Source organism: Streptomyces sp. NPDC059010, from assembly GCF_042740355.1.
In the GTDB taxonomy this organism is placed as follows: Bacteria; Actinomycetota; Actinomycetes; order Streptomycetales; family Streptomycetaceae; genus Streptomyces.
In genome coordinates this window covers 42,076-66,208 of sequence record NZ_JBHYJA010000025.1, presented here as the reverse complement: position 1 = coordinate 66,208, position 24,133 = coordinate 42,076, and the positions used below count along the sequence as shown (strand labels likewise).

General features: G+C 71.6%; 22 protein-coding genes and 1 riboswitch. Of the genes, 9 read left to right on the top strand and 13 right to left on the bottom strand.

The window, feature by feature from the left end:
- Window positions 1-103: 103 nt before the first annotated feature.
- The 7 genes from ACFWYS_RS26300 to ACFWYS_RS26270 are packed head-to-tail and all read right to left on the bottom strand — an operon-like array spanning window position 104 to window position 5,018.
- Window positions 104-562 carry a PH domain-containing protein gene (locus ACFWYS_RS26300; protein WP_384773658.1) on the bottom strand — a complete coding sequence of 153 codons (459 nt, stop codon included), beginning with the start codon at window positions 560-562 and terminating at the stop codon, window positions 104-106.
- Window positions 563-581: 19 nt separating this feature from the next.
- Entirely contained in the window at window positions 582-1,433 is an 852-nt protein-coding gene (gene hisG / locus ACFWYS_RS26295) for an ATP phosphoribosyltransferase (protein ID WP_384773656.1), read from the bottom strand.
- 49 nt (window positions 1,434-1,482) lie between these two features.
- Complete coding sequence (locus ACFWYS_RS26290; protein WP_384773652.1) at window positions 1,483-1,755, bottom strand: phosphoribosyl-ATP diphosphatase; 273 nt, start codon at window positions 1,753-1,755, stop codon at window positions 1,483-1,485.
- A gap of 34 nt (window positions 1,756-1,789) precedes the next feature.
- Entirely contained in the window at window positions 1,790-2,275 is a 486-nt protein-coding gene (ribH, locus tag ACFWYS_RS26285) for a 6,7-dimethyl-8-ribityllumazine synthase (protein ID WP_093908860.1), read from the bottom strand.
- 42 nt (window positions 2,276-2,317) lie between these two features.
- On the bottom strand, window positions 2,318-3,697 hold the full coding sequence (ribB, locus tag ACFWYS_RS26280; RefSeq protein WP_384773649.1) for a 3,4-dihydroxy-2-butanone-4-phosphate synthase: 1,380 nt from the start codon (window positions 3,695-3,697) through the stop codon (window positions 2,318-2,320).
- Window positions 3,694-4,344, bottom strand: coding sequence for a nicotinamide riboside transporter PnuC (locus ACFWYS_RS26275; RefSeq protein WP_384773646.1), 651 nt, complete (start codon window positions 4,342-4,344; stop codon window positions 3,694-3,696). The genes ribB and ACFWYS_RS26275 overlap by 4 nt, the downstream gene beginning before the upstream one ends.
- Entirely contained in the window at window positions 4,341-5,018 is a 678-nt protein-coding gene (locus ACFWYS_RS26270) for a riboflavin synthase (RefSeq protein WP_384773643.1), read from the bottom strand. The genes ACFWYS_RS26275 and ACFWYS_RS26270 overlap by 4 nt, the downstream gene beginning before the upstream one ends.
- Before the next feature lie 147 nt (window positions 5,019-5,165).
- A riboswitch (FMN riboswitch) is annotated at window positions 5,166-5,296 on the bottom strand.
- Window positions 5,297-5,628: 332 nt separating this feature from the next.
- Here ACFWYS_RS26270 and ACFWYS_RS26265 point away from each other — a divergent pair.
- Both ACFWYS_RS26265 and ACFWYS_RS26260 read left to right on the top strand, forming a co-directional pair.
- Window positions 5,629-6,519 (top strand): RNA polymerase sigma-70 factor, encoded by an 891-nt coding sequence (locus ACFWYS_RS26265; protein ID WP_384773641.1) that lies wholly within the window; start codon window positions 5,629-5,631, stop codon window positions 6,517-6,519.
- Between the two features lie 112 nt (window positions 6,520-6,631).
- A complete protein-coding gene (locus tag ACFWYS_RS26260; RefSeq protein WP_384773638.1) occupies window positions 6,632-7,387 on the top strand; it encodes an SDR family oxidoreductase in 756 nt (251 codons plus the stop codon).
- Between the two features lie 359 nt (window positions 7,388-7,746).
- On the opposite strand, the gene ACFWYS_RS26255 is transcribed toward ACFWYS_RS26260, so the two are convergent.
- Entirely contained in the window at window positions 7,747-9,099 is a 1,353-nt protein-coding gene (locus tag ACFWYS_RS26255) for an ROK family transcriptional regulator (RefSeq protein WP_384773636.1), read from the bottom strand.
- 247 nt (window positions 9,100-9,346) lie between these two features.
- Between ACFWYS_RS26255 and ACFWYS_RS26250 the strand changes: the two genes are divergently transcribed.
- The 3 genes from ACFWYS_RS26250 (at window position 9,347) to ACFWYS_RS26240 (ending at window position 12,578) form a co-directional block, all read left to right on the top strand.
- Window positions 9,347-10,558: an MFS transporter gene (locus ACFWYS_RS26250; protein WP_384773634.1), complete on the top strand. Its 1,212-nt coding sequence runs from the start codon at window positions 9,347-9,349 to the stop codon at window positions 10,556-10,558.
- Window positions 10,559-10,721: 163 nt separating this feature from the next.
- Window positions 10,722-11,015, top strand: coding sequence for a hypothetical protein (locus tag ACFWYS_RS26245; RefSeq protein ID WP_384773631.1), 294 nt, complete (start codon window positions 10,722-10,724; stop codon window positions 11,013-11,015).
- Between the two features lie 81 nt (window positions 11,016-11,096).
- On the top strand, window positions 11,097-12,578 hold the full coding sequence (locus ACFWYS_RS26240) for a M1 family metallopeptidase (RefSeq protein ID WP_384773628.1): 1,482 nt from the start codon (window positions 11,097-11,099) through the stop codon (window positions 12,576-12,578).
- Window positions 12,579-12,608: 30 nt separating this feature from the next.
- Here ACFWYS_RS26240 and ACFWYS_RS26235 read toward each other — a convergent pair whose 3' ends face one another.
- Window positions 12,609-13,601: a LysR family transcriptional regulator gene (locus tag ACFWYS_RS26235; RefSeq protein WP_384773625.1), complete on the bottom strand. Its 993-nt coding sequence runs from the start codon at window positions 13,599-13,601 to the stop codon at window positions 12,609-12,611.
- A gap of 134 nt (window positions 13,602-13,735) precedes the next feature.
- On the opposite strand from ACFWYS_RS26235, the gene ACFWYS_RS26230 reads away from it, so the two are divergent.
- Together ACFWYS_RS26230 and ACFWYS_RS26225 are read left to right on the top strand one after the other, a co-directional pair.
- Window positions 13,736-16,651 carry an XRE family transcriptional regulator gene (locus ACFWYS_RS26230; protein ID WP_384773623.1) on the top strand — a complete coding sequence of 972 codons (2,916 nt, stop codon included), beginning with the start codon at window positions 13,736-13,738 and terminating at the stop codon, window positions 16,649-16,651.
- Between the two features lie 62 nt (window positions 16,652-16,713).
- Window positions 16,714-17,562: an alpha/beta fold hydrolase gene (locus tag ACFWYS_RS26225; RefSeq protein WP_384773620.1), complete on the top strand. Its 849-nt coding sequence runs from the start codon at window positions 16,714-16,716 to the stop codon at window positions 17,560-17,562.
- Here the strand turns inward: ACFWYS_RS26225 and ACFWYS_RS26220 are convergent.
- Window positions 17,544-18,677: a glycoside hydrolase family 6 protein gene (locus ACFWYS_RS26220; protein ID WP_384773798.1), complete on the bottom strand. Its 1,134-nt coding sequence runs from the start codon at window positions 18,675-18,677 to the stop codon at window positions 17,544-17,546. The two genes, ACFWYS_RS26225 and ACFWYS_RS26220, sit on opposite strands and share 19 nt — an antisense overlap.
- Before the next feature lie 172 nt (window positions 18,678-18,849).
- On the opposite strand from ACFWYS_RS26220, the gene ACFWYS_RS26215 reads away from it, so the two are divergent.
- On the top strand, window positions 18,850-19,536 hold the full coding sequence (locus ACFWYS_RS26215) for a DUF5995 family protein (RefSeq protein WP_384773617.1): 687 nt from the start codon (window positions 18,850-18,852) through the stop codon (window positions 19,534-19,536).
- Between the two features lie 51 nt (window positions 19,537-19,587).
- Here the strand turns inward: ACFWYS_RS26215 and ACFWYS_RS26210 are convergent, their stop codons facing one another.
- Window positions 19,588-21,288: a flavin monoamine oxidase family protein gene (locus ACFWYS_RS26210; protein WP_384773614.1), complete on the bottom strand. Its 1,701-nt coding sequence runs from the start codon at window positions 21,286-21,288 to the stop codon at window positions 19,588-19,590.
- Between the two features lie 46 nt (window positions 21,289-21,334).
- Window positions 21,335-22,123: a carbon-nitrogen hydrolase family protein gene (locus ACFWYS_RS26205; protein WP_384773612.1), complete on the bottom strand. Its 789-nt coding sequence runs from the start codon at window positions 22,121-22,123 to the stop codon at window positions 21,335-21,337.
- 298 nt (window positions 22,124-22,421) lie between these two features.
- Between ACFWYS_RS26205 and ACFWYS_RS26200 the strand changes: the two genes are divergently transcribed.
- A complete protein-coding gene (locus ACFWYS_RS26200; RefSeq protein WP_384773609.1) occupies window positions 22,422-22,961 on the top strand; it encodes a Repetin in 540 nt (179 codons plus the stop codon).
- On the opposite strand, the gene ACFWYS_RS26195 is transcribed toward ACFWYS_RS26200, so the two are convergent.
- The gene (locus tag ACFWYS_RS26195; protein ID WP_384773606.1) at window positions 22,930-24,126 is read right to left on the bottom strand and encodes an MFS transporter; all 1,197 of its coding nucleotides are present in this window, start codon (window positions 24,124-24,126) and stop codon (window positions 22,930-22,932) included. The two genes, ACFWYS_RS26200 and ACFWYS_RS26195, sit on opposite strands and share 32 nt — an antisense overlap.
- Window positions 24,127-24,133: the final 7 nt, after the last annotated feature.

The following is a 24,133-nucleotide window of genomic DNA, read 5'->3' as shown; positions in this document are numbered from 1 at the left end:
TGAGGATCCGGTCGGAACATCAGAGGCGGAGGCGTCACAGAAACGCCTCCGCCAACAGATTAATCAAGACATGGGGATTTACGGCAGGGTGGACGCCCCCGAGTCAGCCCTCATGCTTCCCGGGCTCCTTGATGGACCGGGCCTCGGCCAGAGCCCGCAGGGCGCGCGCGTCGGCGATGGCGTGCTGCTTGGCGATGCCGGGCTGGATGCCGAGCGCGGGCAGGCTGGTGCCGTCGCTGAGGTTGAGGAACACCCAGGGATCACCCGGGCGGAGGTTCACCTGGAGGATCTCGGCCCAGTCGAGTCGGCGCCGGGTGACGATGTTCACCACGGTGACACCGGACTCGTCGGCGACGACCTTGACCCGGGCCAGCATCGCCAGCACACCGGCCATGAGCGCCGCGGTGAGGATGAAGCTGAGGCGCTCGCCCGGGCTGAGCTTCTCCAGCATCAGGGCGACCGCGGTGATCACCACGAAGATCGCGGCGGCCGCGGTGAGCAGCACGGCCCGGGTGCGGCCCGGCCGGAAGGTGACGGGCAGGGTGGGCAGTTGTTCGGACATCTCGGTACGGCCTCTCGGATCAGAGGCGGCAGGCGTGGATGGCCGTGGTCAGGATGGCCCGGGCGCCGATGTCGTACAGGTCGTCCATGATCCGCTGGGCCTCCTTGGCCGGAACCATCGCCCGGACGGCGACCCAGCCCTCGTTGTGCAGCGGCGACACGGTCGGGGACTCCAGACCGGGGGTGAGGGCGACGGCCTTCTCCAGCTGCTCGACCCGGCAGTCGTAGTCCATCATCACGTACGTCCGGGCGACCAGGACGCCCTGGAGGCGGCGCAGGAACTGCTGCACCTTGGGCTCCTCGGCGTCCGCGTCGGTGCGGCGGATGACGACGGCCTCGGACTTCATGATCGGGTCGCCGACGACCTCCAGTCCGGCGTTGCGCAGCGAGGTGCCGGTCTCGACGACGTCCGCGATGACCTGGGCGACACCGAGCTGGATGGCGGTCTCGACGGCGCCGTCGAGGTGGACGACGGAGGCGTCGATGCCGTGGTCGGCGAGGTGCTTGGCGACGATGCCCTCGTAGGAGGTGGCGACCGTCTTGCCGTTGAGGTCCGCCAGGTCGTTGCCGACGATGCCCGGCTTGGTGGCGAAGCGGAAGGTGGAGCGGGCGAAGCCGAGCGGCAGGATCTCCTCGGCGTTGGCGCCCGAGTCGATCAGCAGGTCCCGGCCGGTGATGCCGATGTCGAGCTGGCCGGAGGCGACGTAGATGGCGATGTCGCGGGGGCGGAGGTAGAAGAACTCGACGTCGTTCTCCGGGTCGACGATCCGCAGTTCCTTGGTCTCGCGGCGCTGCTGGTAGCCGGCCTCATGCAGCATGTCCGCCGCAGGGCCGGAGAGTGAACCCTTGTTGGGGACGGCGATGCGCAGCATGAGGTCGGCTTCCTTTGTTCGCTCTTGCGGTGGGTGGGGTTGCAGGTGCTCAGAGGTGGGCGTAGACGTCGTCGAGGGAGATCCCGCGGGCGACCATCATCACCTGGACGTGGTAGAGCAGCTGCGAGATCTCCTCGGCGGCCGCTTCCTTGCCCTCGTACTCGGCGGCCATCCAGACCTCGGCGGCTTCCTCGACGACCTTCTTGCCGATGGCATGGACGCCCTTGCCCACCAGTTCGGCGGTGCGGGACGTGGCGGGGTCGCCGTTTGCGGCCTTCTGCTGGAGCTCGACGAAGAGCTCCTCGAACGTCTTCTTCGACATGGTGACGCTCAGCTTAGGCCACATACGGCTTTCGTCAGCGCCAGGGTTCAGATACTGAGCGAAGCGTGGCCGCCGTCGCCACGGCCGCCGTCACCGCCTCGTGCCCCTTGTCCTCGTTCGAGCCCTCGATACCGGCCCGGTCCAGGGCCTGCTCCTCGGTGTCGCAGGTCAGCACGCCGAAGCCGATGGGGACGCCGGTCTCGACCGACACCTGGGTGAGGCCCTGGGTGACGCCCTGGCAGACGAACTCGAAGTGCGGAGTGCCGCCGCGGATGACAACGCCGAGGGCCACGATCGCGTCGTAGCCGCGGCCCGCGAGGACCTTGGCGACCACCGGGAGCTCCCAGCTGCCGGGGACCCGCAGCAGGGTCGGCTCGTCGATGCCCAGGTCGTGCAGGGCGCGCAACGCGCCGTCCACCAGTCCGTCCATCACCTTCTCGTGCCACTGCGCCGCGATGACCGCGACCCGCAGGTCGCCCACATTGCGTACGGACAGCTCCGGTGCGCCCTTGCCGCTCACGTTCCTGAGTCTCCTCGGTGTGCTCTTACTGGGGGTGTGCTCTTACTGGTTGGTGCAGGTGGACAGCGCCGCTTCGGGGGCCTTGTCCAGCCAGGGCAGGTCGTGGCCCATCCGGTCGCGCTTGGTGCGCAGATACGTCAGGTTGTGCTCGCCCGCCTGTACCGGCATCGGCTCCCGTCCGCTGACCTTGAGGCCGTGGGCGAGGAGGGCGTCGGACTTGTCGGGGTTGTTCGTCAGCAGGCGCACACTGCGCACGCCGAGGTCGGTGAGGATCTGCGCGCCGGCGCCGTAGTCGCGGGCGTCGGCGGGCAGGCCGAGTTCGAGGTTGGCGTCGAGGGTGTCGCGGCCGCGCTCCTGGAGTTCGTAGGCGCGCAGCTTGGACATCAGGCCGATGCCGCGGCCCTCGTGTCCGCGCAGGTAGACGACGACTCCCCGGCCCTCGGCCTGGATGCGCTCCAGGGCGGCTTCCAGCTGGGGGCCGCAGTCGCAGCGCAGGGAGTGGAAGACATCGCCGGTGAGGCATTCGGAGTGGATGCGGACGACGACGTCCTCGCCGTCGCCGATCTCGCCGTGGACGAGGGCGACGTGTTCGACGCCGTCGACGGTGGAGCGGTAGCCGTACGCCGTGAAGGCGCCGTGGACGGTGGGCAGATGGACCTCGGCCTCACGGCGGACGGTGGGCTCGGCGAGGGCCGGCTCCTCTTCCACCGGAACGGCCGCCTGCTCGGCCGGGACGGTCTCCCGCTCGACCGGCCGCGGGCGCTCGGCGTCCCGGCGGTAGGCGATCAGGTCCTCGATGGAGACGATCGTCAGGCCGTGCTTGCGGGCGAACGGGATCAGCTCGGGCAGCCGCAGCATCTCGCCGTCCTCGCCGGCGATCTCGACGATGGCGCCGGCCGGGCGCAGCCCCGCGAGGCGGGCGAGGTCGACGGCGGCCTCGGTGTGGCCGTTGCGGACGAGCACGCCGCCGTGCCGGGCGCGCAGCGGGAAGATGTGGCCGGGCCGGACGAGGTCCGACGGCTCCGCCTTGCCGCTCGCGAGGAGCTGAAGGGTGGTGGCCCGGTCGGAGGCGGAGATACCGGTGGTCACGCCGTGCGCGGCGGAGGCGTCGACGGAGACCGTGAACGCGGTCTTCATCGACTCGGTGTTGTCCGCGACCATCTGCGGCAGTTCGAGCCGGTCCAGTTCCTCGGTCTCCATGGGCGCGCAGATCAGGCCGCGGCACTCGCTCATCATGAAGGCGACGATCTCGGGGGTCGCGTGCTCGGCGGCGATGACGAGGTCGCCCTCGTTCTCGCGGTCCTCGTCGTCCACGACCACGACCGGGCGGCCGGCCGCGATGTCGGCGATGGCCTGCTCGATCGGGTCGAGGGTGAGGTCCTCGACGCCTTCGGTGCGGTACAGGATCGGTGCCGTCGTCATGCCGGCGCTCCTTCCAGGACGGGCCGCGCGTCGTTGCGGGAGCGCAGCCACCAGTCGCGCATGCCCCACAGGACGAGTGCGCCGTAGATGACGTAGACGAAGCCGGAGAAGGCGTAGCCGTTGGCGAAATTGAGGGGGACGCCGACCAGGTCGACGAGGAGCCAGGCGAACCAGAACTCGACCATGCCGCGCGCCTGGGCGTACATGGCGACGATGGTGCCGACGAAGATGTAGGCGTCGGGCCAGGGGTCCCAGGACAGGGTCGGGTACGCCTTGAAGAGCAGCGCCACCGCGACGGTGCCGGCGGCGGCCGCCGCGACCATGGCCCCGCGTTCGCGCCAGGTGGCGAACCGGACGCTGATGTGGCCGTCGCCACCGTCCTCGGGCCGCCCCTTGCTGCGCTGCCACTGCCACCAGCCGTACAGGGCGACCAGCATGACGACCGCCTGCTTGCCGGCGCTGCCGGTCAGATGACCGAAGAACGCCCCGAACAGGATGAGACCGGCGAGGAACTGCACGGGCCAGGTCCATATGGAGCGCCGCCAGCCGAGTGCCAGGGCGGCGAGGCCGAAGAGGTTGCCGATCATGTCCGACCAGAGGATGTGCTGGCCGAACAGGACGAACGCCTCGGAGTTCAGCGAGTTCACCGGGCCGCCGCCTCTTCGGACGAGCCGCGGCCGGCGGAGGCGCGGTCGGCGGAGGCGTGGTCGGCGGAGGCGTGGTCGGAGATGAGCCGGTCGCCCAGCATCCGCTCGACGTACTTGGCGATGACGTCGACCTCAAGGTTGACCGGGTCGCCGGGCTGCTTGTGGCCGAGCGTGGTCAGGTCGAGGGTGGTGGGGATGAGGCTGACGGTGAAGTAGTCGGGTCCGGCGTCGACGACGGTGAGGCTGATGCCGTCGACCGTGATGGAGCCCTTCTCGACCACGTACCGGGAGAGGTCCGCGGGGAGCGAGATCTTCACGATCTCCCAGTTGTCGGAGGGCTTGCGCTCCAGGACCGTGCCCGTGCCGTCGACGTGTCCCTGGACGATGTGCCCGCCGAGGCGTGCGCCCACGGCCATGGGGCGTTCCAGGTTGACCCGGGAGCCGACGCCGAGGGCGCCGAGACTGGAGCGGTTCAGGGTCTCCGCCATGACATCGGCGGTGAATTCGTCGCCCTCGTGCTCCACGACGGTGAGACAGACGCCGTTCACGGCGATGGAGTCGCCATGCTGCGCGCCCTCCGTCACGACCGGTCCACGGAGACGGAAGCGGGAGGCGTCGTCGAGGATCTCGACGGCGGTGATCTCACCCAGCTCTTCGACGATTCCGGTGAACACTTCCCGGGTCCTCCTGCCACATTGGGGCACGGACTCCGGGGCCTGTCGATGACGACAGAATGTACGAGCAGGGACACCGGGGGCGACGCCGGACAGGGCTCGCCTCAAGGACGAACCGGTACGGCGGCGCGCACGAATGCCCGCCCGCCGCGCACTGCCTCCCATCCGGACTTTAACCGTCGGTCCAGGAATTTCACCTGGTCAACCGGTCGCTGGAGGCGACCGGGTCGCGGACTGTAACCGCCGGTTCGGACTTTCACCGACCCCGGAGTGCGCTGCTTCTGGTACACGGCCAGTGTGCCACGCCTGATCGGCGTCCATACGGGTGGACGGTGTGGGTTGGCTCACAGGCCGACACGCTGGACTTTCACGGTTGCCCATCAAGGCCCCAACTGGCCCTCATGGACATCCCGTTGAGCTTGGTCCAGACCTATTGACGCTATGGTCTAGTCCTCTCTAGGGTGCGGGAACCCGGTGCGGGAACCTTCCCGGCCTCGGGTCCCTCTTCCAGTGGAGCCCCCCGCAGACGGCCCGGCGGCGGTGACGACGGCCCTTGCCCGCCGCCGGGCCTCCCAACTCCCGTCGGCTGCGGCTCTGGCAGGGTGAGGGCATGACGACCGCGACCGCCGACGAGTTCGAGACACATCGGCCCCGGCTGTTCGGCCTGGCGTATCGCATGCTGGGCTCGGCCGAGGAGGCCGAGGACACCGTCCAGGACGCGTATCTGCGCTTCAGCGGTGCCGATCGCGGTGCGATCGAGTACCCGTCGGCCTGGCTCGCGAAGGTCGTCACCAACCTCTGCCTCACCCGGCTGACTTCGGCCAGGGCCCGGCGCGAACAGTACGTCGGGCCCTGGCTGCCGGAGCCCGTGGTCACCTCCGACGGCACGCTCGGTCCCCTGGAGTCCGCCGAGCAACGGGACGCCGTGTCCATGGCGATGCTGGTGCTGCTGGAGCGGCTCACACCGACCGAGCGGGCGGTGTACGTGCTGCGGGAGGCGTTCGCCTACGGCCACCGGGAGATCGCCGAGGCGCTGGAGCTGACGGAGGCGAACTGCCGACAGCTGTACCGGCGGGCGGTCCAGCGGGTGGGTGAGTCGCGGTCGCGGTTCGAGTCGACGCCCGAGCGGCAGGAGGAACTGGTCAGGTCGTTCCTCACGGCCGCCCGGGAAGGCGATCTCGGCGCGCTGGAGAAGACGCTCGCGGCCGACGTCACCTGGTGGAGCGACGGCGGCGGCAAGGTCACGGCGGCCCGGCGGCCGATCGAGGGCCGCGAGAAGGTGTTCCGCTTCCTGGCGGGCGCCGCGCGCACGTTCCTGGTCGGCGTGGACTTCTCGGTCGTCGAGATCAACGGCTCCGCCGCGCTGGCCGCCTGGACGGGCGACACGCTGCTCTCGGTGGTGGCGTTCGAGGTGCGGGACGGGCTGGTGGCGGATGCGTGGGCCGTGGTGAACCCGGACAAGCTGGAGTACGTGCGCCGGCAGCTGACGCGGGCCACATAGAGGCCGCGTAGAGGCCGCACAGCCGCTGTCACATTTCGCGTGGGGTACTCGGTCCCAGCTGACGAGGGGCGTTCCATCCCGGAGCGTCCGACGTCCGAAGGGGCTGAACGACATGACCACGATCCTGGTGACCGGCGGTACCGGAACACTCGGCCGGCTCGTCACCGAGCGGCTGCGCGCGGACGGGCACGAGGTGCGGGTGCTCAGCCGGCACGCCCAGCAGTACGCCGTCGATCTGCGCAAGGGTGGGCCCGCCCTGGATGCGGCGGTGGCGGGCGTGGACACGATCGTGCACTGCGCGAGCTCGCCGGGCGGCGGGGACGAGGAGGCGGCCGGCCATCTGATCGCGGCGGCGCACAAGGCGGGCGTACGGCATCTGGTGTACATCTCGATCGTCGGCGTCGACCGGGTGCCGTTCGGCTACTACAAGAGCAAGCTCGCGGTGGAGCGGCTGGTCGAGGAGTCGGGGCTGGGCTGGACCGTGCTGCGGGCGACCCAGTTCCACGACCTGCTGGTGAGGGTGTTCGCCATGGTGTCCAAGCTGCCGGTCATGCTGCTGCCGGCCCGGGTGAAGGACCAGCCCGTCGAAGTGGCGGAGGTCGCCGACCGGCTCGCCGAGCTGGCTCAGGGGGCTCCGGCCGGGCGGGTCGAGGACATGGGCGGCCCCGAGGTACGCACCTTCGATTCGCTGGCCCGCGCATACCTCAAGGCGACGGGCCGCCGACGGCTCGTGGTGAGCGTGCCGCTGTGGGGGAAGGCGTACGGCGGCTTCCGCTCGGGCGGCCATCTGACGCCGGGGTGCGCGGTGGGGAAGGCGACGTTCGAGGAGTATCTGGGGCAGCGGTTCGGGGGTGGGCGGGGTGTCTGACGCCTGACTGACGCTTCCTGGCCGGGCCGAGCCGAGCTGGGCAGGGCTGGGCTGGGCTGGGCCGAGCTGGGCAGGGCAGGGCCGAGCTGGGCAGGGCTGGGCAGGGCTGGGCAGGGCTGAGCTGGGCGGGCATCCGGTCGGCGCCTCTGAGGCGACGCCTGCTCACCGCTCGGGAGTCGGCGGAACCGCTGGCCGTGCCTCGCCCCGGCCCCCACTCCGGGCCACGGTCAGGGGGCCGGGCAGCCCGGGCAGCGGTCACGGGGCCGGGCAGCCCGGGCAGCGGTCAGGGGGCCGGGCCGCGGTCAGGGGGCCGGGCCGCGGTCAGCGGTCCGGGCCGCGGTCAGCGGTCCGGGCCGCGGTCAGCGGTCCGGGGGTGCGAACAGTTCGTCCTGGGCCGCGTCCCGCGCGGTGAGCAGCGCCCCGCGCAGGACGGCTCCGCCGCCGAGGCTGCTGGGCCGCACCACCGTCACCAGCGGCGACATCCGCCGGATCCGCTCCTCCACCCGACCGGCGAGCTCCTCCCCGCCGGCCTGCCCGACCTCCCCGCCGAGGACCACACAGCCGGGGTCGAGGATGGCGACGACGGCGGCGGCACCCACGGCGAGGCGGTCGGCGAGGGCGTCCAGGAACCGGCCGGCCGAAGCGGCGTCGCCGGAGATGCCCGTCGACTCGGCACGCTTCGACAGCCCTGCTCCCTTCGACAGACCTGCACGTTCCGTCAGCCCGGTGCCCTTCGAGAGCCCGCCCCCCTCCGACACCCCGGCCCGCTCCGACCGCCCCTCCCCCGGATGCTCACCGCTTATCCCCGCCACCAGCGCCACGGCCTCTCTCACGGCCACCGCGGCCAGTGGCTCGTATGTGGGGGCGCCCTCCACGGTCAGGCCCTGTGCCGCCGCCAGCTCCACGATCGCCGCCGCCCCCGCCAGCGAGTGGAATCCGCCCTCGCAGTCCACCGCCGACGGCAGACCCGTCGTCCCGGGCACCGGCAGGAAGCCGATCTCGCCGGTGCCGCCGGAGGCTCCGCGGCGCAACGCCCCGTCGAGGACCACGGCCGCGCCCGTGCCATGGCCCAGCCACAGCAGGACGAAGGTGTCCCGGTCCTGGGCCACCCCGTCGCGCTGTTCCGCGAGGGCGGCGAGGTTGGTCTCGTTCTCCACGTTGACGCGGGCCTCGGGGAGCCGCTCCTGCAGGGCCGCCACCAGGCGACGGTGCCATGCGGGCAGGCCCGAGGAGTCGCGCAGCTCACCGCTGGCCGGGTCGATCAGGCCCGGGGCGCCGATGCCCACCGTATGGAGCCGGTCCGCGCCCGCCTCCTTCGCGACCCGCTCCACCAGGGCCACCGCCTGCTCCACCGCGGGCCCCGTCCCGGTGTCACCGCCGATCGGCACCGACGCCTCGGCGAGCACGGCTCCGACCAGGTCGGACACGACCACGGAGACGCCTTCGGTACGGACGTCCAGCGCCGCCAGATGGGCGCGGTCGGCGACGATGCCGTACAGCTTGGCGTTGGGGCCGCGTCGCTGCTCCCCCGCTTCGCCGACCACGTCGATCAGGCCGGCGGCGGTGAGGCGTTCGACGAGGTCGGCGACGGTCGGCCGGGACAGGCCGGTCAGCTGCTTCAACTGCCCTGCCGTCAACGGGCCCTCCTGCTGCAGCAGACGCAGGGCGAGCCGGTCGTTGATGGCCCGGGCGGTGCTCGGGGATGCGGGCATGCCGGGATCCTTCCAGATCGGCGGGGCCGTGCGGCGTACGGCTGACAGCCGACAGCCGACAGCCACCGGGCAACGTCCATCAGCCATCAGCCATCAGCCATCAGCCATCAGCCATCAGCCATCAGCCATCAGCCATCAGCGGAGATGGTGCCGTTGGGGCCGCAGAATAGTCCCTATCTATCAGGCAGGGTTCCTGATAGTTTACGCCGCGACCAGGCACGAAGCGAGGACCGGGAGGGGTCGCACAATGGGTGGGATGGTCTACGACCTGCGCGAGGTGAGGCGGGCCCGGTATGCCGTGGCCGCCGTCTTCGCCGTACACGGCGCCGTCACCGGCTCGTTCGCGACACGCGTGCCGTGGATCCAGGACCATGCCGGCGTCAGCGCGGGCCAGTTGGGGCTGGCGCTCGCCTTCCCCGCGCTCGGCGCCTCCCTGGCGATGCCGTTGGCGGGCAGCATCAGTCACCGCTTCGGCGCCCGGAACGCACTGCGCGGACTGATCGCCCTGTGGACGCTCGCCCTCACCCTGCCCTCCCTCGCCCCCAATCTGCTGACCCTCTGCCTGGCACTGTTCACCTACGGCGCGACGGCCGGCATGGCGGACGTGGCGATGAACGCGCTCGGCGTCGAGGTCGAGAACCGCCTCGGCCGGTCGATCATGTCCGGCCTGCACGGGATGTGGAGCGCGGGCGCCGTGGTCGGCTCGGCGGCCGGCACCCTCGCGGCCCACCTGGGCTCGGACGCCCGGCTGCACCACGCGCTCGCGGCGGCGACCCTCACCCTGCTCGGCGTGCTCGCCTGCCGGTGGGTGCTCGACCTGCAGCCCGCCGAGGACGAGGAACCGCCGCCCCGGTTCGCGCTGCCGCCGAAGTCGGCGCTGCTCATCGGCGCGGTCGGGTTCTGCGCGGTGTTCGCGGAGGGCGCGAGCCTGGACTGGTCGGCGGTCTATCTGCGGGACCAACTGGAGACCTCGGCCGGACTCGCGGCGGCGTGCACGACCGGGTTCACGCTCACCATGGCGATCGCCCGGCTCGTCGGCGACAGGGTGGTCGACCGTTACGGCGCCGTGCGCACCGTCCGGTTCAGCGGCGTACTCGCCACGATCGGCGGCCTGCTCATCATCGTGTCGGACCAGCCGGCCCTGGCGATGGCCGGGTTCGGGCTGCTGGGGCTGGGCATCGCGGTGGTCGTTCCGCTGTGCTTCGCGGCGGCGGGCCGCAGCGGCCCCAACCCGTCACTGGCCATAGCGGGCGTCGCGACGATCACGTACACCTCGGGTCTCATCGCCCCGAGCGCGATCGGCGGGATCGCCCAGGCGACCAGCCTGATGGTGTCGTTCTGCCTGGTCACCGTGCTGGCCTCCGGCCTCGCCGTGTTCGCGAACGTCCTGCGGGCCGGCGACCGCGACCGCCCGAAGGTGAGCCGGCCGGACGCGGCGGTTCCCGACCCGCGGCGCTGAAACGCCTCGCTGGATGGCGGGTATCCCCGATCGGCCCTGACCAGGCCACGCCCTTTACGACGGCTAATCGCCGCATAAGCAGATGGGCATTGATCGCGTCTGGCGCTGCCGTGCAGAGTTCAACGGAACGGAACGGAAGGGAAAGGAAGGGATCCGAAGGCAAATGACATCGAAGTGGACTCCTCGCTGGGCCGCAGGCTTCCTGATCGTAGGCAGCGTCACCACAGCACTCCTCGCCGGCCCGGTCGCGGCCGCCCAGGCGAGCGAACTCACCCCGCAGTGCGGCGGCGGCTGCATCCAGTTGGTTCCGGACGGCTTCCAGGTGTCGTCCTTCGCGGAGCCCGGCATCGTCACCCCGCAGTGCCCCGGCGGCTGCGCCCAGTCCGTCCCGGACGGCTTCCAGGTGTCCTCCACCACGGGGGTGCTGACCACCGACGGCAACTGGGAGCCGAACTAAGCACGCCGTCCCGTCATGACCCGAGGCGCCCCGCCGAATTCGTCCGTGGGGCGCCTCCGTCCTGCAGCCGGAAGGTTTTTGATGAGCCCACATGTAAAGCCCCGCCGTACCCTGCGCCTCGTCCTCGCCGCCGCGATCGCGGTGACCGCCGCCGTCACTGCGCCCGCGGCCGGTGCCGCACCGGCCGCGGGCCGCGACTCGGTTCCTGTCCCCGGTGCCGCCGGGCTCGGCGATCCGCTCTTACCCCTCGACGGCAATGGCGGCTACACGGTGAACCGCTACCTCCTCGACTTCGACTGGCAGGCGCCGAGAACACCGTTCGAGGCGAAGGCCACCATCCAGGCCACCGCCACCAAGGAACTGTCCCGCTTCAACCTGGACTTCGCAGGCAACACCCTGCACAAGGTCACCGTGAACGGCACCCCTGCCGAAGCGGTGCGCGAGGGCGACGAGCTGGTCGTCACGCCCTGGCTGGCGCTGCCCCGCAACGGCGCCTTCACCGTCACGGTCACCTACACCGCCGACCCGACGCAGATGCGCCACCGTGACGACGCCATCGAGGACTACGGCTGGATACCGACACCCAGCGGCACCGCGCTGTACCCGCAGCCCAACGGCGCGAAGATGATCTTCCCGTCGAACGATCACCCGAGTCAGCGTGCCCCCGTCACCTTCCGCATCAGCGCACCCGCCGGACTGACCGCGGTGGCGAACGGCAGGCTCGTCTCGCGTGAACCGCTCCCCGGCGACCGGGAGCGCTGGACGTACGACTCCGAACAGCCCGTCTCCACCCAGCTGGTGCAGATGGCCGTCGGCAAGCTCACCCCCGTGGACCGGCCGACCACCAGCGGCGTCCCCCTTCGCGACTACGTACCCGACGACCTCGTCGAGCGGACCGACAAGTACCTCGCCCTCACCCCGAAACACCTCGACTGGCTCGAACAGCGCCTCGGCGCCTACCCGTTCAAGAGATACGGCGTGCTGGTCGGGGACACCGATCTCGCGGTCGCGCTGGAGACGCAGACCCTCTCGCTGGTCCCCAAGGGCGAACTGCTCGGCACCGAGGTGGACGCCGAGCGCACCCTCGTCCATGAGCTGGCCCACCAGTGGTTCGGTGACAGCGTCGCGCTGCGCACCTGGTCGGACCTGTGGCTCAGCGAGGGCCATGCCCGCTTCTACGAGCGCCTCTACTCCGAGGAGCACGGCGGCGACAGCTTCGAGGCCGCCATGAAGACGGCGTACACGAACCACAACCTGTGGCGCCGCGACGTCGGCGCCCCGGCCGAGCCCACCGAACCCAACCTGTTCAAGCGGATGCGCTACGACGGCTCGGCCCTGGTGCTCTACGCGCTGCGCGAGAAGGTCGGCGCCGAGACCTTCCAGAAGATCGACCGGGCCTGGCTCACGAAGTACCGCGGAAAGACCGCGAGCACACAGGACTTCATCGACCTGGCGTCCGCCGTCTCGGGCGAGGACATGGAGCCATTCCTCCGCCCCTGGCTGTACGGACCCACGACCCCGCCCATGCCGAACCATCCCGACTGGGTGGCGACAACCCCGTAAGGGTCAGGCGATCCGTACTCGTCACGGGTTCTAGCGGGCGGCTGCTCCGACGAGTGCCGTTCCCCGCGTGACCGCGGCGCGCTCCGCCGCGGTCGCGTGGGCGGCCGACCGCACGAACGCGCGGATGGTCGCGTTCTCGCGGGTCGACCGCCAGACCGGGACCACCACCATGGGCGGCATGTCGAGCACGGGGACGACGGCCAGGCCGGGAAACGGCACCTGGTCGAGGAGGTCGGCGACCGTCAGGTGCAGACCGCGGCCCCGTGCCACCAGCGCGAGGACGTCCTGCACGGGCAGGTCCGATGTGCCCATCAGCCGGCTCATGTCCTCGTCGGTGTGCCGAAGCGCCCTGCCCGAGCCGGTGTGGGTGGGCAGCCACCGCTCCCGCAGCCGGGGATGCACTGTGTCCGGCAGTCGCAGCAGCTCGTAGGGCGTGAGGTCGTCCAGGGTGATCGCCGCGCGCCGGGCCAGCGGATGCGCCGACGGCACCAGCACCCCGCGGGGGACCGCGGCGAGCAGCGGGCCCACGACGAGACCGGGCGCCTCGACCGCGCTGCCGTCCCCGCCCGGCGACCACCACAGCGCCAGATCGACGTCGCTTCCCCCCGCGAGCGGTGCCATGTTCCCGCCGGCCCGGTAGACAAGGCTGTTGATGACGACTTCGCAGTGCGGATGACCGCTGGTGAAGGCCGTCACGAGCCGGTCGGCGAGCTGCCCGCCCATCGTCCACTGGTAGCCGATCCGCAGCCGGTCGCCCACCTGCCGGGTCATGTCACGGCACTCCCGCAGTGTGGCCATCAGCCGGTCGTAGCCGTCCTCGGCGCCGGCGCGGAACCGTTCGCCCAGCGGCGTCAGACACACCCGCCGGCTGCTGCGCTCGAACAGGGCGCCGCCCACCTCGCGTTCCAGCGCCTTGATGATCTGGCTGACCCGTCCCTGGGTCACGTTCAGGCGCTCGGCGGCCCGCCCGAAGTGCAGTGCACGGGCAACCTCCAGGAACGTCTCCACATCGCGCAGTTCCATCTGCCTTCCCCCGTCTCGCCATGGCAGCCGGGTTCCAGATGTACAGGTCCGGCGTTGTTCGGAATCGATCGAGTGGTCCCGAACAAACGAATGCCGAACAATGGCTTCTCACTACATCGGGGGAGGCCGCGGCGATGCCTCGTGCAGAGGGCCCGCTCAAGGCGGGAGACGAACGGATCCTGAAGTTCGCCGCGGAGTTACGGCGGCTGCGGCACACCGCGGGCCGGCCGACCTACCGTCAACTGGCCGAGCGGGCGCACTACTCGGTCTCGACGCTGTCCGGCGCCGCGTCCGGGAAGGGGCTGCCGACGCTGGCGGTGACCCTGGCGTATGTGCGGGCCTGCGACGGGGACGTGGCGCAGTGGGAGCGGGCGTGGCACGCGCTGGCCACCGAGGTCGGCCCGGCCGGTCCGGCACCGGACGCGGACCGCTCGGACGGCCCGGCGCCCTATGTGGGCCTCGCGGCCTACCAGGCGAGCGACGCCGAGTGGTTCTTCGGCCGTGAGCGGCTGGTGGACGAGCTGGTGCGACGCCTGAGCGGGCAACGCCTGCTGCTGGTGATCGGGGCCTCGGGATCGGGCAAGTCGTCGCTGCTGCGCGCGGGTCTGGTCCCCCGGCTGCCGGCGGGTACGACACCCGTGGTGTTCACCCCGGGTGCCCGGCCGATGGAGGAGTGCGCGGTACGGCTGTCCGCCGCCGCGGACCTCACACCGGGACGCCTGTACCGGGAGTTGCTGGACGACCCCGCGAATCTGGGGCGGGTCGTACGGCAGATCGGCGCCCGCTCGGACCCGGCCGACAGCGAACTCGTCCTGGTCGTCGACCAGTTCGAGGAGCTTTTCACGCACTGCTCCCCCGAGGAACGCGATCACTTCATCTCGGCGCTGCTCACCGCGGCGACCTCCGACGGCAGCCGCTGCCGTGTCGTGCTCGGAGTGCGGGCCGACTTCTACACGCACTGCACCCGCCACCCCGACCTGGTGGTGGCGATGCGCGACGCGCAAATGCCGGTGGGCCCGATGGAGTTGGAGGACCTGCGGCGGGCGATCGTCCAGCCCGCCGTGCGCGCCGGGCTGACGGTGGAGGGCGCGCTCGTGACGACGCTCGCGACGCAGGCCCTCGGGCAGCCCGGTGTGCTGCCGCTGCTGTCCCACGCGCTGCGGGAGACCTGGCGGCGGCGCCGCGGCAACGCGCTGACGCTGGAGGCGTACCGGGCGACGGGCGGCCTGGAAGGCGCGCTGGCCCGCACGGCGGAGGAGTTCTACGCGGAGCTGAGCGCCGAGCGGCGGGACCTGGCCCGGCAGGTGTTCGTCCGGCTGACGGCGCTCGGTGAGGGCACGGAGGACACCAGGCGCCGTGTCCCGCTCGGCGAGCTGGCCCATCTGGATGCCGGTGCCGTGGTGGAGCGCGCCGCCCGCGCCCGGCTGCTGACGCTGGACAGGGAACGGGTGGAGCTGACGCACGAGGCGTTGATCCGCTGCTGGCCCAGGCTGCACGGCTGGCTCACCGAGGACCGGGAGCGACTGCGCGTCCTGCGTCAGCTCACCGAGGCCGCCCGGACCTGGGAGTCGCTCGGCAGGGATCCGGACGCCCTGTTCCGCGGCGCCCGGCTGGCCCTGGCCCGGGAGCTCGGAGACCAGACGCTGTCCGCCGAGGAGCGGGCCTTCCTCGATGCCGGTACCGCCGCCGAACGTGCCGAGTCGGCCCGGGGGCGGCGACGCGCCCGGCAGCTGCGCCGGCTGACCGCGCTGCTGGCGGTGCTGCTGTGCGTGGCCGTCACCGCGGCGGTGCTGGCGCTGCGTGCGCGGGACGAGCTGACGCGGGAGCGGAACAAGGTGCTGGCCCGTGAGGTCGCGGTGGAGGCGGTCGCCCTGCGGCAGGCCCGGCCGGCCCTGGCGGCGCAGCTCGGCATGGCCGCGGACCGGCTCAGCCCGAGCGCCACGACCCGCGATGCGCTGCTCGGTGTCACCGCGGCCGCCCTGGTCGGCCATGAACAGGCGGTCAGCGCCGTCGCGTTCCGTCCGGACGGACGGATGCTCGCGACAGCCGGTTACGACTACACCGTACGGCTGTGGGACCTGACCGACCCCTTCCGTCCGGTCGCCGCAGGCCGGTTCCAGGGCGGTCCTGACATCATGACCGCCGTGGCGTTCAGCCCGGACGGACGGACCCTCGCCACGGGTGGGCGCGACCGGACCGTACGGCTGTGGGATGTGACCAGACCGCGCCACCCCGCCCAGAGACGTGTCCTGACCGGGCACGGCGACGTCGTGTTCTCCGTCGCCTTCAGCCCCGACGGCGACACGCTGGCCTCGGGAAGCTACGACCACTCGGTACGGCTGTGGGACCTGACGTCCGCCGCGAGCAGGCCGGCTGTGCTGCGCGGCCACCGGCTCAATGTCAAGCCGATCGCGTTCAGTCCGGACGGACGGATCCTGGCCTCCGGCAGCGACGACCGCACGGTCCGGCTGTGGGACGTGTCCGGGCCGCGCCGTCCCAGGCCGCTCGCCGTGCTCACCGGCCACCGTGACTTCGTGGACGCCGTGGCCTTCAGTCCCGACGGGCGGACCCTGGCCTCCGGCAGCGACGATCGCACGATCCGGCTGTGGAACGTCGCCGATCCCCGCCGTCCCCGTGCGGGCGCCGTCCTCACCGGCCACACCGACGTGGTGTCCTCGGTGGCCTTCAGCCCCGACGGCCGGCTGCTCGCGTCCGGCAGCACGGATCGCACGGCCCGGTTGTGGGACGTGCCGGCGGCCGGGGCCCCGCGCCCGCGGTCGGAGCTGGCCGGGCACCTCGGCTCGGTCAACGTGGTGGCCTTCCGCCCGGGCGGGGGCGATGCCCTGCTCGCCACGGGCAGTTCGGACCACACGGCGCAGATCTGGCAGACGGACACCGCCCGGGCCAGACGGATGGCCTGTGCACACGCCCGCCCGGTGATCACCACCGCGGAGTGGAACCGCCGGCTGCCCGGCATCCCCTACAGCCCGCCGTGCACCGGCTGGAGGGACTCCGCCCTTCCGCGGAAGAGGGATGCCGACGAGCGATGAGTCCGCGGTCTGCGCGAGGTCTACGTGACTGACAGACCCAGACACTCTGACCCGGAGAACCCATGACCACTGACGCGACCGACACCGCTGCCGTCCGTTCCCTCAAGGTGCCCGGAGCACGTCTGCACTACGAGGTGCGCGGCGAGGGGCCGCTCATCGTGCTGGTCGGTGCCCCGATGGACGCCGCCGCCTTCGCTCCGCTGGCCGACCTGCTCGCCACCGACCACACCGTGCTCACCACCGACCCGCGCGGCATCAACCACAGCACGCTCGACGACCCGGAGCAGGACTCGACGCCGGAACTGCGCGCCGACGACCTGTTCCGCCTGATCACCCACGTCGACGCGGGCCCGGCCGTGCTCCTGGGCTCCAGCGGCGGCGCCGTCAGCGCGCTGGCTCTCGCCCAGGCCCACCCCGACCAGGTGTCCACCGTCGTCGCCCACGAGCCCCCGCTGATCGAGCTGCTCAAGGACCGGGAGCAACTGCGCGAGGGGACCGAGGACCTCGTCGCCACCTATTTCGCCGGCGATGTGACGGGGGCCTGGAGGAAGTTCTTCGCCCAGGCCGACATCGCTGTGCCCGATCCCGTCCTTGAGCAGATGTTCGGCGGGGAGCGCGATCCGCGGCAAGTGGCGGACGAACGACGCTGGTTCGCGCACGAGATGCGCGCCTCCACCTACTGGCAGCCGGACCTGGCAGCCCTGCGGACGGCACCCACACGCATCGTCGTGGGGATCGGCGACGACTCCGCCGGACAGCTCTGCGACCGAACCTCCCGCGCGCTCGCTCAGGCGCTGGGCACCGAACCGACGACGTTCCCCGGCGGCCACACCGGGTTCGTCGACACCCCTGAGGCCTTCGCGGCCCGCCTGCGAACGGTCGTCGGCGGGCCTCAGCGCGCCAAGTCATAGGCGTACGACGCCGTGAACGTCCCCGGGCTCCCCTTGCACCCGTCGGACTCCCCCGGCAGCTTCACCCACAGGTAGGCGTCGATCCGTGCCTCCCCCGTGGCCAGCGTCGGTGCCCGGCCCAGCTTGCGGCCGGACGGGTCGCACCACTCCCCTTCGGCCGGGGCTCCGGCGCCGTTGCGGCTGGTGTCGATGACGGCGCCGAGCGAGGCGGGGCCGCCGAGGGCGTCGAGGACCTGTCGGTCGTAGGCGATCTCGTCGGCCGTGGTGTGGAAGTTGGAGACGTTGCTGAAGACGCCGTCGGAGGATGTGGCCGAGGCGGCGCCGGCCCGCTTCAGCAGGGCCGCCTGTTTGCCGGGCGTGTTCCAGCCGGAGTGGCCGGCGTCGTAGTAGACGCGTGCCCTGGGGTTGGCCTCCTTGAGGACGCGGCCCGCGCGGGCGAGGGAGGCGAAGCGGTCGGCGCGTGCCCCTTCGGAGAGGCATTCGGACTGGGCGAGGGAGTCGGGTTCCAGGATGACGATGACGTCGCCGGAGCCGAGCCCGGCGGCGAACCGGTCGATCCAGTCGTCGTAGGCGTCGAGGTCGGGCGCCCCGCCCTGGGAGTGCCCGCCGCAGTCGCGGTCCGGGATCGTGTACGGCACGACGACCGGTATGCGCCCCGACGCCGACCCGCCCGAGGTGACCGCGCGGACCCGGTCGGTGATGGTGTCCGGCGTGAAGTCGGCGAACCACACCGCGGCCGGCTGGGCGGCGATCCGGGACTGGATGACGGCGTGGCGCGGGTCGCCGGTGTTGGCGCGGACCCATTCCAGTACCTGGGAGTCGGGGTGGCGGTAGAGGCGGGCGGACACCACGGTGGGCTGCCGTTCGCTCTCGGTCCTGGCCGGCGAGGGCGTCGTCGGTGCCGGTTTCCGCTTCGGGGCCGTCGAAGTGGACGCCGGTGAGGGGGACTTGGCGGGCGACGGGGAGGCGGACGGCAGGAGCGGCAGGGACTGCAGGCTCGGGGAGCGTGTCACCTCGGGTGCTTTGGCCTCGTCGGAGCCCCGTCGTTCGTCGAGCGCGGACATCATGCCGGTGACGGTGCCGACGGCGACCACGACCGAGGCGGCCGCGACCATCGCGTTGCGCCGGGCCGCCCTCCTGCGCGCGGACCTGCGCGCGGCCAGTCGCTGGGCACGTAAGCCTGCCACCTCGCGCTCCCCCTCCCCCACAGCGAGCGCGTTCCCCCGTTCTGGGGAAGCGGCGGGCCCGCCGACACCCCCGCCAGCCTAAAGCTGCGACTCTGCCCCCATGGCGCAATGCGAACAATTCACCACAGCCGTGGACGCGGTCATCTCCCGTATGCGCGCCCTGGACGCGGCCCTGCCCGACCGCGACGGAGTGGCGGTCTTCAACCGCGTCTACCTCACCGTCACGGAGGCGGTCGACCGGGACATCGACGGCGGCCGGTTCGCGGACGCCCGGGCGGCGATCACGCTGGACGTGCGGTTCGCGGAGCGGTATCTCGCGGCGGTGGAGGCGGCCGAGGACGAGCGGCGCCCGCCCGCCTGCTGGCGGCCCCTGTTCCAGATGCGCCGCCATCCCGGCGTACGTCCCCTGCAGTTCGCGCTCGCGGGCATCAATGCGCATATCGGCCACGATCTGGCGCTCGCCGTGGTGGACGCCTGTCGTAGCCTCGACTGCGAACCCGCCGAGCTGGAGGACGAGTTCGATCGAGTGGGTGATCTCCTCGTCTCGCTGGAGGAGCGCATCCGCGAAGATCTGATGCCGGGCCCCGACCTGCTCCAGATCGCCGATCCGCTGACCCATCTGCTCGGCTCCTGGAGTCTGGAGCGGGCCCGGGACGCCACCTGGTCGACGGCGCGGGCCCTGTGGGCGCTGCGGGGACTCCCGGACGTCGCCGGGGAGTTCACCGAGCGGCTGGACGCGGCGGTGGGCCTCGCGGGCCGCATGCTGCTCACACCGCTGCCGGACTGAGCCGGATGGGTCCGGCAGCGATCCCGGCAGCGGTTTCCGAGTGAACTCCGGTCAGTCCTCCGGGAGTTCCACCGGCGCGATCTCGTCGTAGACGTCGCCCGGTCCCGGGTTGGTGGCGTCCGTCGCCCCGCCGAAGTGGTGCATGACGCCCCAGACGGCGTTCAGCGCGGTCTGCACGGCGCCCTCGGCCCAGCCCGCCGTCCAGGAGATGTCGTCGCCGGCGAGGAAGATGCCCCGCTTGTCCTCGGGCAGCCGGTCCTGCATGAAGTGGGTGAACAGGCGCCGCTGGTAGCGGTAGTGGCCGGGCAGGTTGGCCTTGAACGCGCCCATGAAGTAGGGCTCGTTCTCCCAGGAGACGGTCACCGGGTTGCCGATGATGTGCTTGCGGACGTCGACCTTGGGATAGATCTCGCCGAGCGACTTCAGCATGACCTCCATCCGCTCGTTCGCGGACAGCGGCAGCCACTTCAGGCTGTCGTCGCACCAGGTGTAGGAGAGGCAGATGACGGCGGGCTTGTCCGGACCGTCGTCCAGCAGGTAGGTGCCGCGCGTCATCCGGTCGGTCAGCGTCATCGACATGACGTCCCGGCCGGTCTCCTCGTCCTTGTCCAGCCAGAAGGGCCGGTCGACGGGCACGAAGAGCTTGCTGGACTCCATGTAGTGGGTGCGCTCGATCGCCGTCCAGTGGTCGATCGGGAAGAGCGAGTCGTCGCAGGCGATCTTCGACAGCAGCATCCAGGACTGGGCGGTGAAGATGGCCGCCTGGTAGGTGCGGATGTCGCCGTTCGCGTCGGTCACGGTGATGCGGTTGCCCGAGGTGCGGTGCAGCCGGGTCACGGCCGGGCGGGGTGCGCCGTTGTCGTGCAGGCTCGCGAGCGAGGTGCCGTAGGACCAGTGGACGATCTTCTCCGGCTCGCGGTCCCAGAGGCGCAACGGCAGCTGCTGGGAGCCGCCGACGATGCCGCGGTGGTGGTCGTCGGCCTCGGTGTAGACGACGCGCAGGATCTCCAGGATGGAGTTCGGGAAGTCGGTGTCCCAGCCGCCGGTGCCGAAGCCGACCTGGCCGAAGATCTCGCGGTGCCGGAAGGACTTGAAGGCCTCGGAGTCGCAGAGGAATCCGTAGAAGGTCTGGTTGTCGAGCTTCTCCACGAGCTTCGCCCAGATCTCGCGGATGCGCGGCACGTCCCGCTCCCGCATGGCGCGGTTCATGTCGGAGAAGTCGGCGCCCTCTTCGAGGCACTTGTTCCAGGCCTCGGCGACATCGCGGTAGACCTGCGGGAGATCCTCGATCGTCTCGGCGTAGTGCGACTCGCCCTTGAGGTCGACGACGGTCGAAGGGGTCGCCTCGGCGAGCGGGTTGGGGAACGGGCTGGTCTTCAGTCCCACCAGGTCGATGTAGTGCTGGAGGGCGGTGGAGGACGGCGGGAAGCGCATCGCGCCCATCTCGGCGGTCAGGCCCTCGGTGCCCGTGCCCTCGAAGCCGACGGTGCGCAGCCGTCCGCCGATCTCGTCGGCCTCGTACACGACCGGCTTGAGGCCCATCTTCATCAGCTCGTACGCGGCGACGATGCCGGACAGGCCGCCGCCGATGACCGCGACCTCGGTGCCGTGCTCGGTCGCGGGTATCTGGCCGAGCCCCGCCGGGTGGGCGAGGAAGTCGTCGTACGCGTACGGGAAGTCCGGGCCGAACATGGTGATCGGCGGCTGCTGCTCGTCGGCGTGCTGGACGGCGGTGGGCACCATGGACGTCATGGGGTACGGACTCCTTGCGAGTGCTGCTGGTGAAGGCTGGGGGATTTCAGACGAGGGACCCGTAGAGACCGGGGCGGCGGTCCTTCAGGTACGGGTTCGCCTCGCGGGAGGCGGCGAGGAAGGCGGGGTCGACGTCGGCGAGGACGAGCTCCGCGCCGCGCCCGGCGCGGGTGCGGGCGACCCCGTCGGGGCCGGCGAGCGTGGAGAGCCCGACGAACTCGAACTCCCCTTCCTGTCCGGCCCGGTTGACGTACGCGACGTACATCTGGTTCTCGAAGGCCCGCACCGGGATCATCGACTCGGCGACGAACTGGAACGGGTGCATCTGCGCGGTCGGCACGAGAAGCAGGTCGGTGCCGGCCAGGGCGTGGGCCCGGACGTTCTCCGGGAACTCGACGTCGTAGCAGATCAGGATGCCGACGCGGAGGCCGTCGAGTTCGGCCTGGACGACGGGCTGGTCGCCCGGCGTGAAGTGGTCGCGTTCGAAGCAGCCGAAGAGATGGGTCTTGCGGTAGTTCGCCAGCCGGGTGCCGTCGGCGGAGATCAGCTGGGCGGAGTTGTAGACGGTCTCGCCGTCCCGCTCGGGGTATCCGTAGCCGATCGCCAGGCCGTGCAGGGTGGCGATCTCGGCGATCGCGTCCGCGCAGTCGCCGTCGGCGGGCTCGGCGAGGCGCGCGATGTCGTCGCCGATCGCGTACCCCGTCAGGAACATCTCCGGCGCCACCAGCAGCCCGGCGCCCGCGGCGGCTGCACGGCCCGCGGCCTCGTCGAGGACCTTGAGGTTCTCGACGGTCGAGCCGGGGCGGCCGGAGCTCTGGAGCAGGGCGGTGCGCATGCGTGTCCTCACCGGGGCGGAAGGGTGATTGTGGGGGCCATGTAGAAGGTACGGTCGGCTGACCAGGGCGGACAAGAAGGAGCCGTTGCGCGCCGGTGAGCGGTTTGTTGCGTACGTCGGGGGGTCGGCGGCGATTCGTTGCGCGACCTGAGGCGTAGTTCCGCTCGTCCTCGGGGCGCAGGGCACGTCGGCGTCCCCGCCGGGCGGCGGAGGCGGGGTCCAGTCCCCGGCGCGATGTGGTGCGGGGCACGGCCCGGGAGAGTGGGGACTGTCCGCTTGACCTGGGGAAAGGACCGCGATGAACCGCCGTACGAAGATCGTCGTGCTCGGCTCCGCGCTGCTGCTCACCGCCACTGCGGCCTCCGCCGCAACCGCGTCCGACGACGCGCCGGCGCGGCGCGAGGCCGCCGCGCTCACCGGCACCGCCAAGCTGTTCCGCTCGGCCGGGGACGACATCACGTTCTCCTTCGACGCCCATCTGGCGGCGAAGGACACCGCCGACCCGACGAAGGCGACCGGCACCTTCGAGTTCAGCCACTACCTGAACGGCGAGGGCGCCCGGGCGAAGGCGAAGGTCGACTGCCTGGTCACCGGCGGGAAGGTGGCCGTCGTCTCCGGCGTGATCACCGACTCCGATCTACCGGGCGCCGAGGGCAAGCGGGTCGGCATCACCGTCCATGACGTCGGCCGGCGCGACCGGCTCGGCTACAGCTGGGCCGCCACGGGCAGCCCCGTCGAGACGAAGGAGCTGCCCAAGTGCGTGGGCTCCGCCCCCTTCGAGAAGGTCAGGAAGGGGACGGGCGACTTCACCGTCGTGCCTTGGCGGCCCGACTTCTAGCCAGCGCCAGCGCCGTCACGAGATAGGGCACCGCGAGCACCGCGAAGACGGTGCTGTGCGCCGCCTCGGTGCCGAGCAGCGCGTACGCGCCGAACGTGGCGACCGTGGCCAGCTCGGTGCCGAGGCTCGCCACCGAGGTGAGCGTGGCCCGGCGGGACTCCTCGATGCGGTGCTGGAGCCGGACGTCGGCAAGCACCTCGGCCAGCTGGAACCCGGCGAAGGCGAGGCTCACCAGGGCGATACCGGCCAGGGAGCGGGCCGCGGCGCCGACGGCCAGCGCGAGGGCCGCGCCCGCGAGGAGCGCGGCGAGCCCGGTCGCGCCGAGGCGTTCGGCCGGTCCGGTCAGGAGGCTGCCGACGGTGACGCCGGCCCAGATCAGCATGATCAGGTAGGGCACGGTCGCCTCGGCGACGCCGATGTCCCGGACCAGCAGCGGGGTGTACTCGTCGAGCGCACCCCACACCGCGGCGACGGCCGGGACCAGCAGCAGGGCGCCGCGCACCGAACGGTCCCCGCGGACCTCGGCGAGTCCGGTCCGCAGGGTCGTCACCCAGCTGTCGCCGCCGCTCTCGGCCCGCACCCGGTGCTCGGGGAACCGGGTCGCGACGGCGGCGGTCAGCACACAGGCCACGAAGCTCGCGGCACCTACCGTCGCATAGCCTCCGCGGGCGAAGACAGGCGCCGCCAGGCCGATGGAGGACACGGTGCCCAGCAGCCGCGCGGCCCGGGCCCGGCCCATGACCCCGGCGTACCGGTCGGCCGCGCCCAGGCGGTCCAGCTCGTCGTAGACCAGCGCCTCCAGCGCGCCGGAGCCGAGCGCCCCTCCGGCGCCCCACAGCACGAAGCCGACCGCGAAGGCCCCGTACGACGGGACGACCACCCACAGCGCGAAGCCGACGGCGGTGAGCAGCGGGCCGATCCACAGCAGCCGGCGCCGCGACACGGCGTCGGCCCAGGCACCCGAGGGCACCTCCAGCACCACACCGGTGATCGACCACAGGGCGAACAGGGAGGAGATCTGCCAGAGCGACATGCCGGTGTCGGCGAACAGCAGCGCGTACACCGGGTAGAGCAGGACGAAGTCGTCCAGGAACGAGTAGCCGTACAGCGTGGTCGTCAGGCGTCGGACGCCGGTTGCGGGCACGCGTGCGGGTGTGAGTGTCATGAGGCCT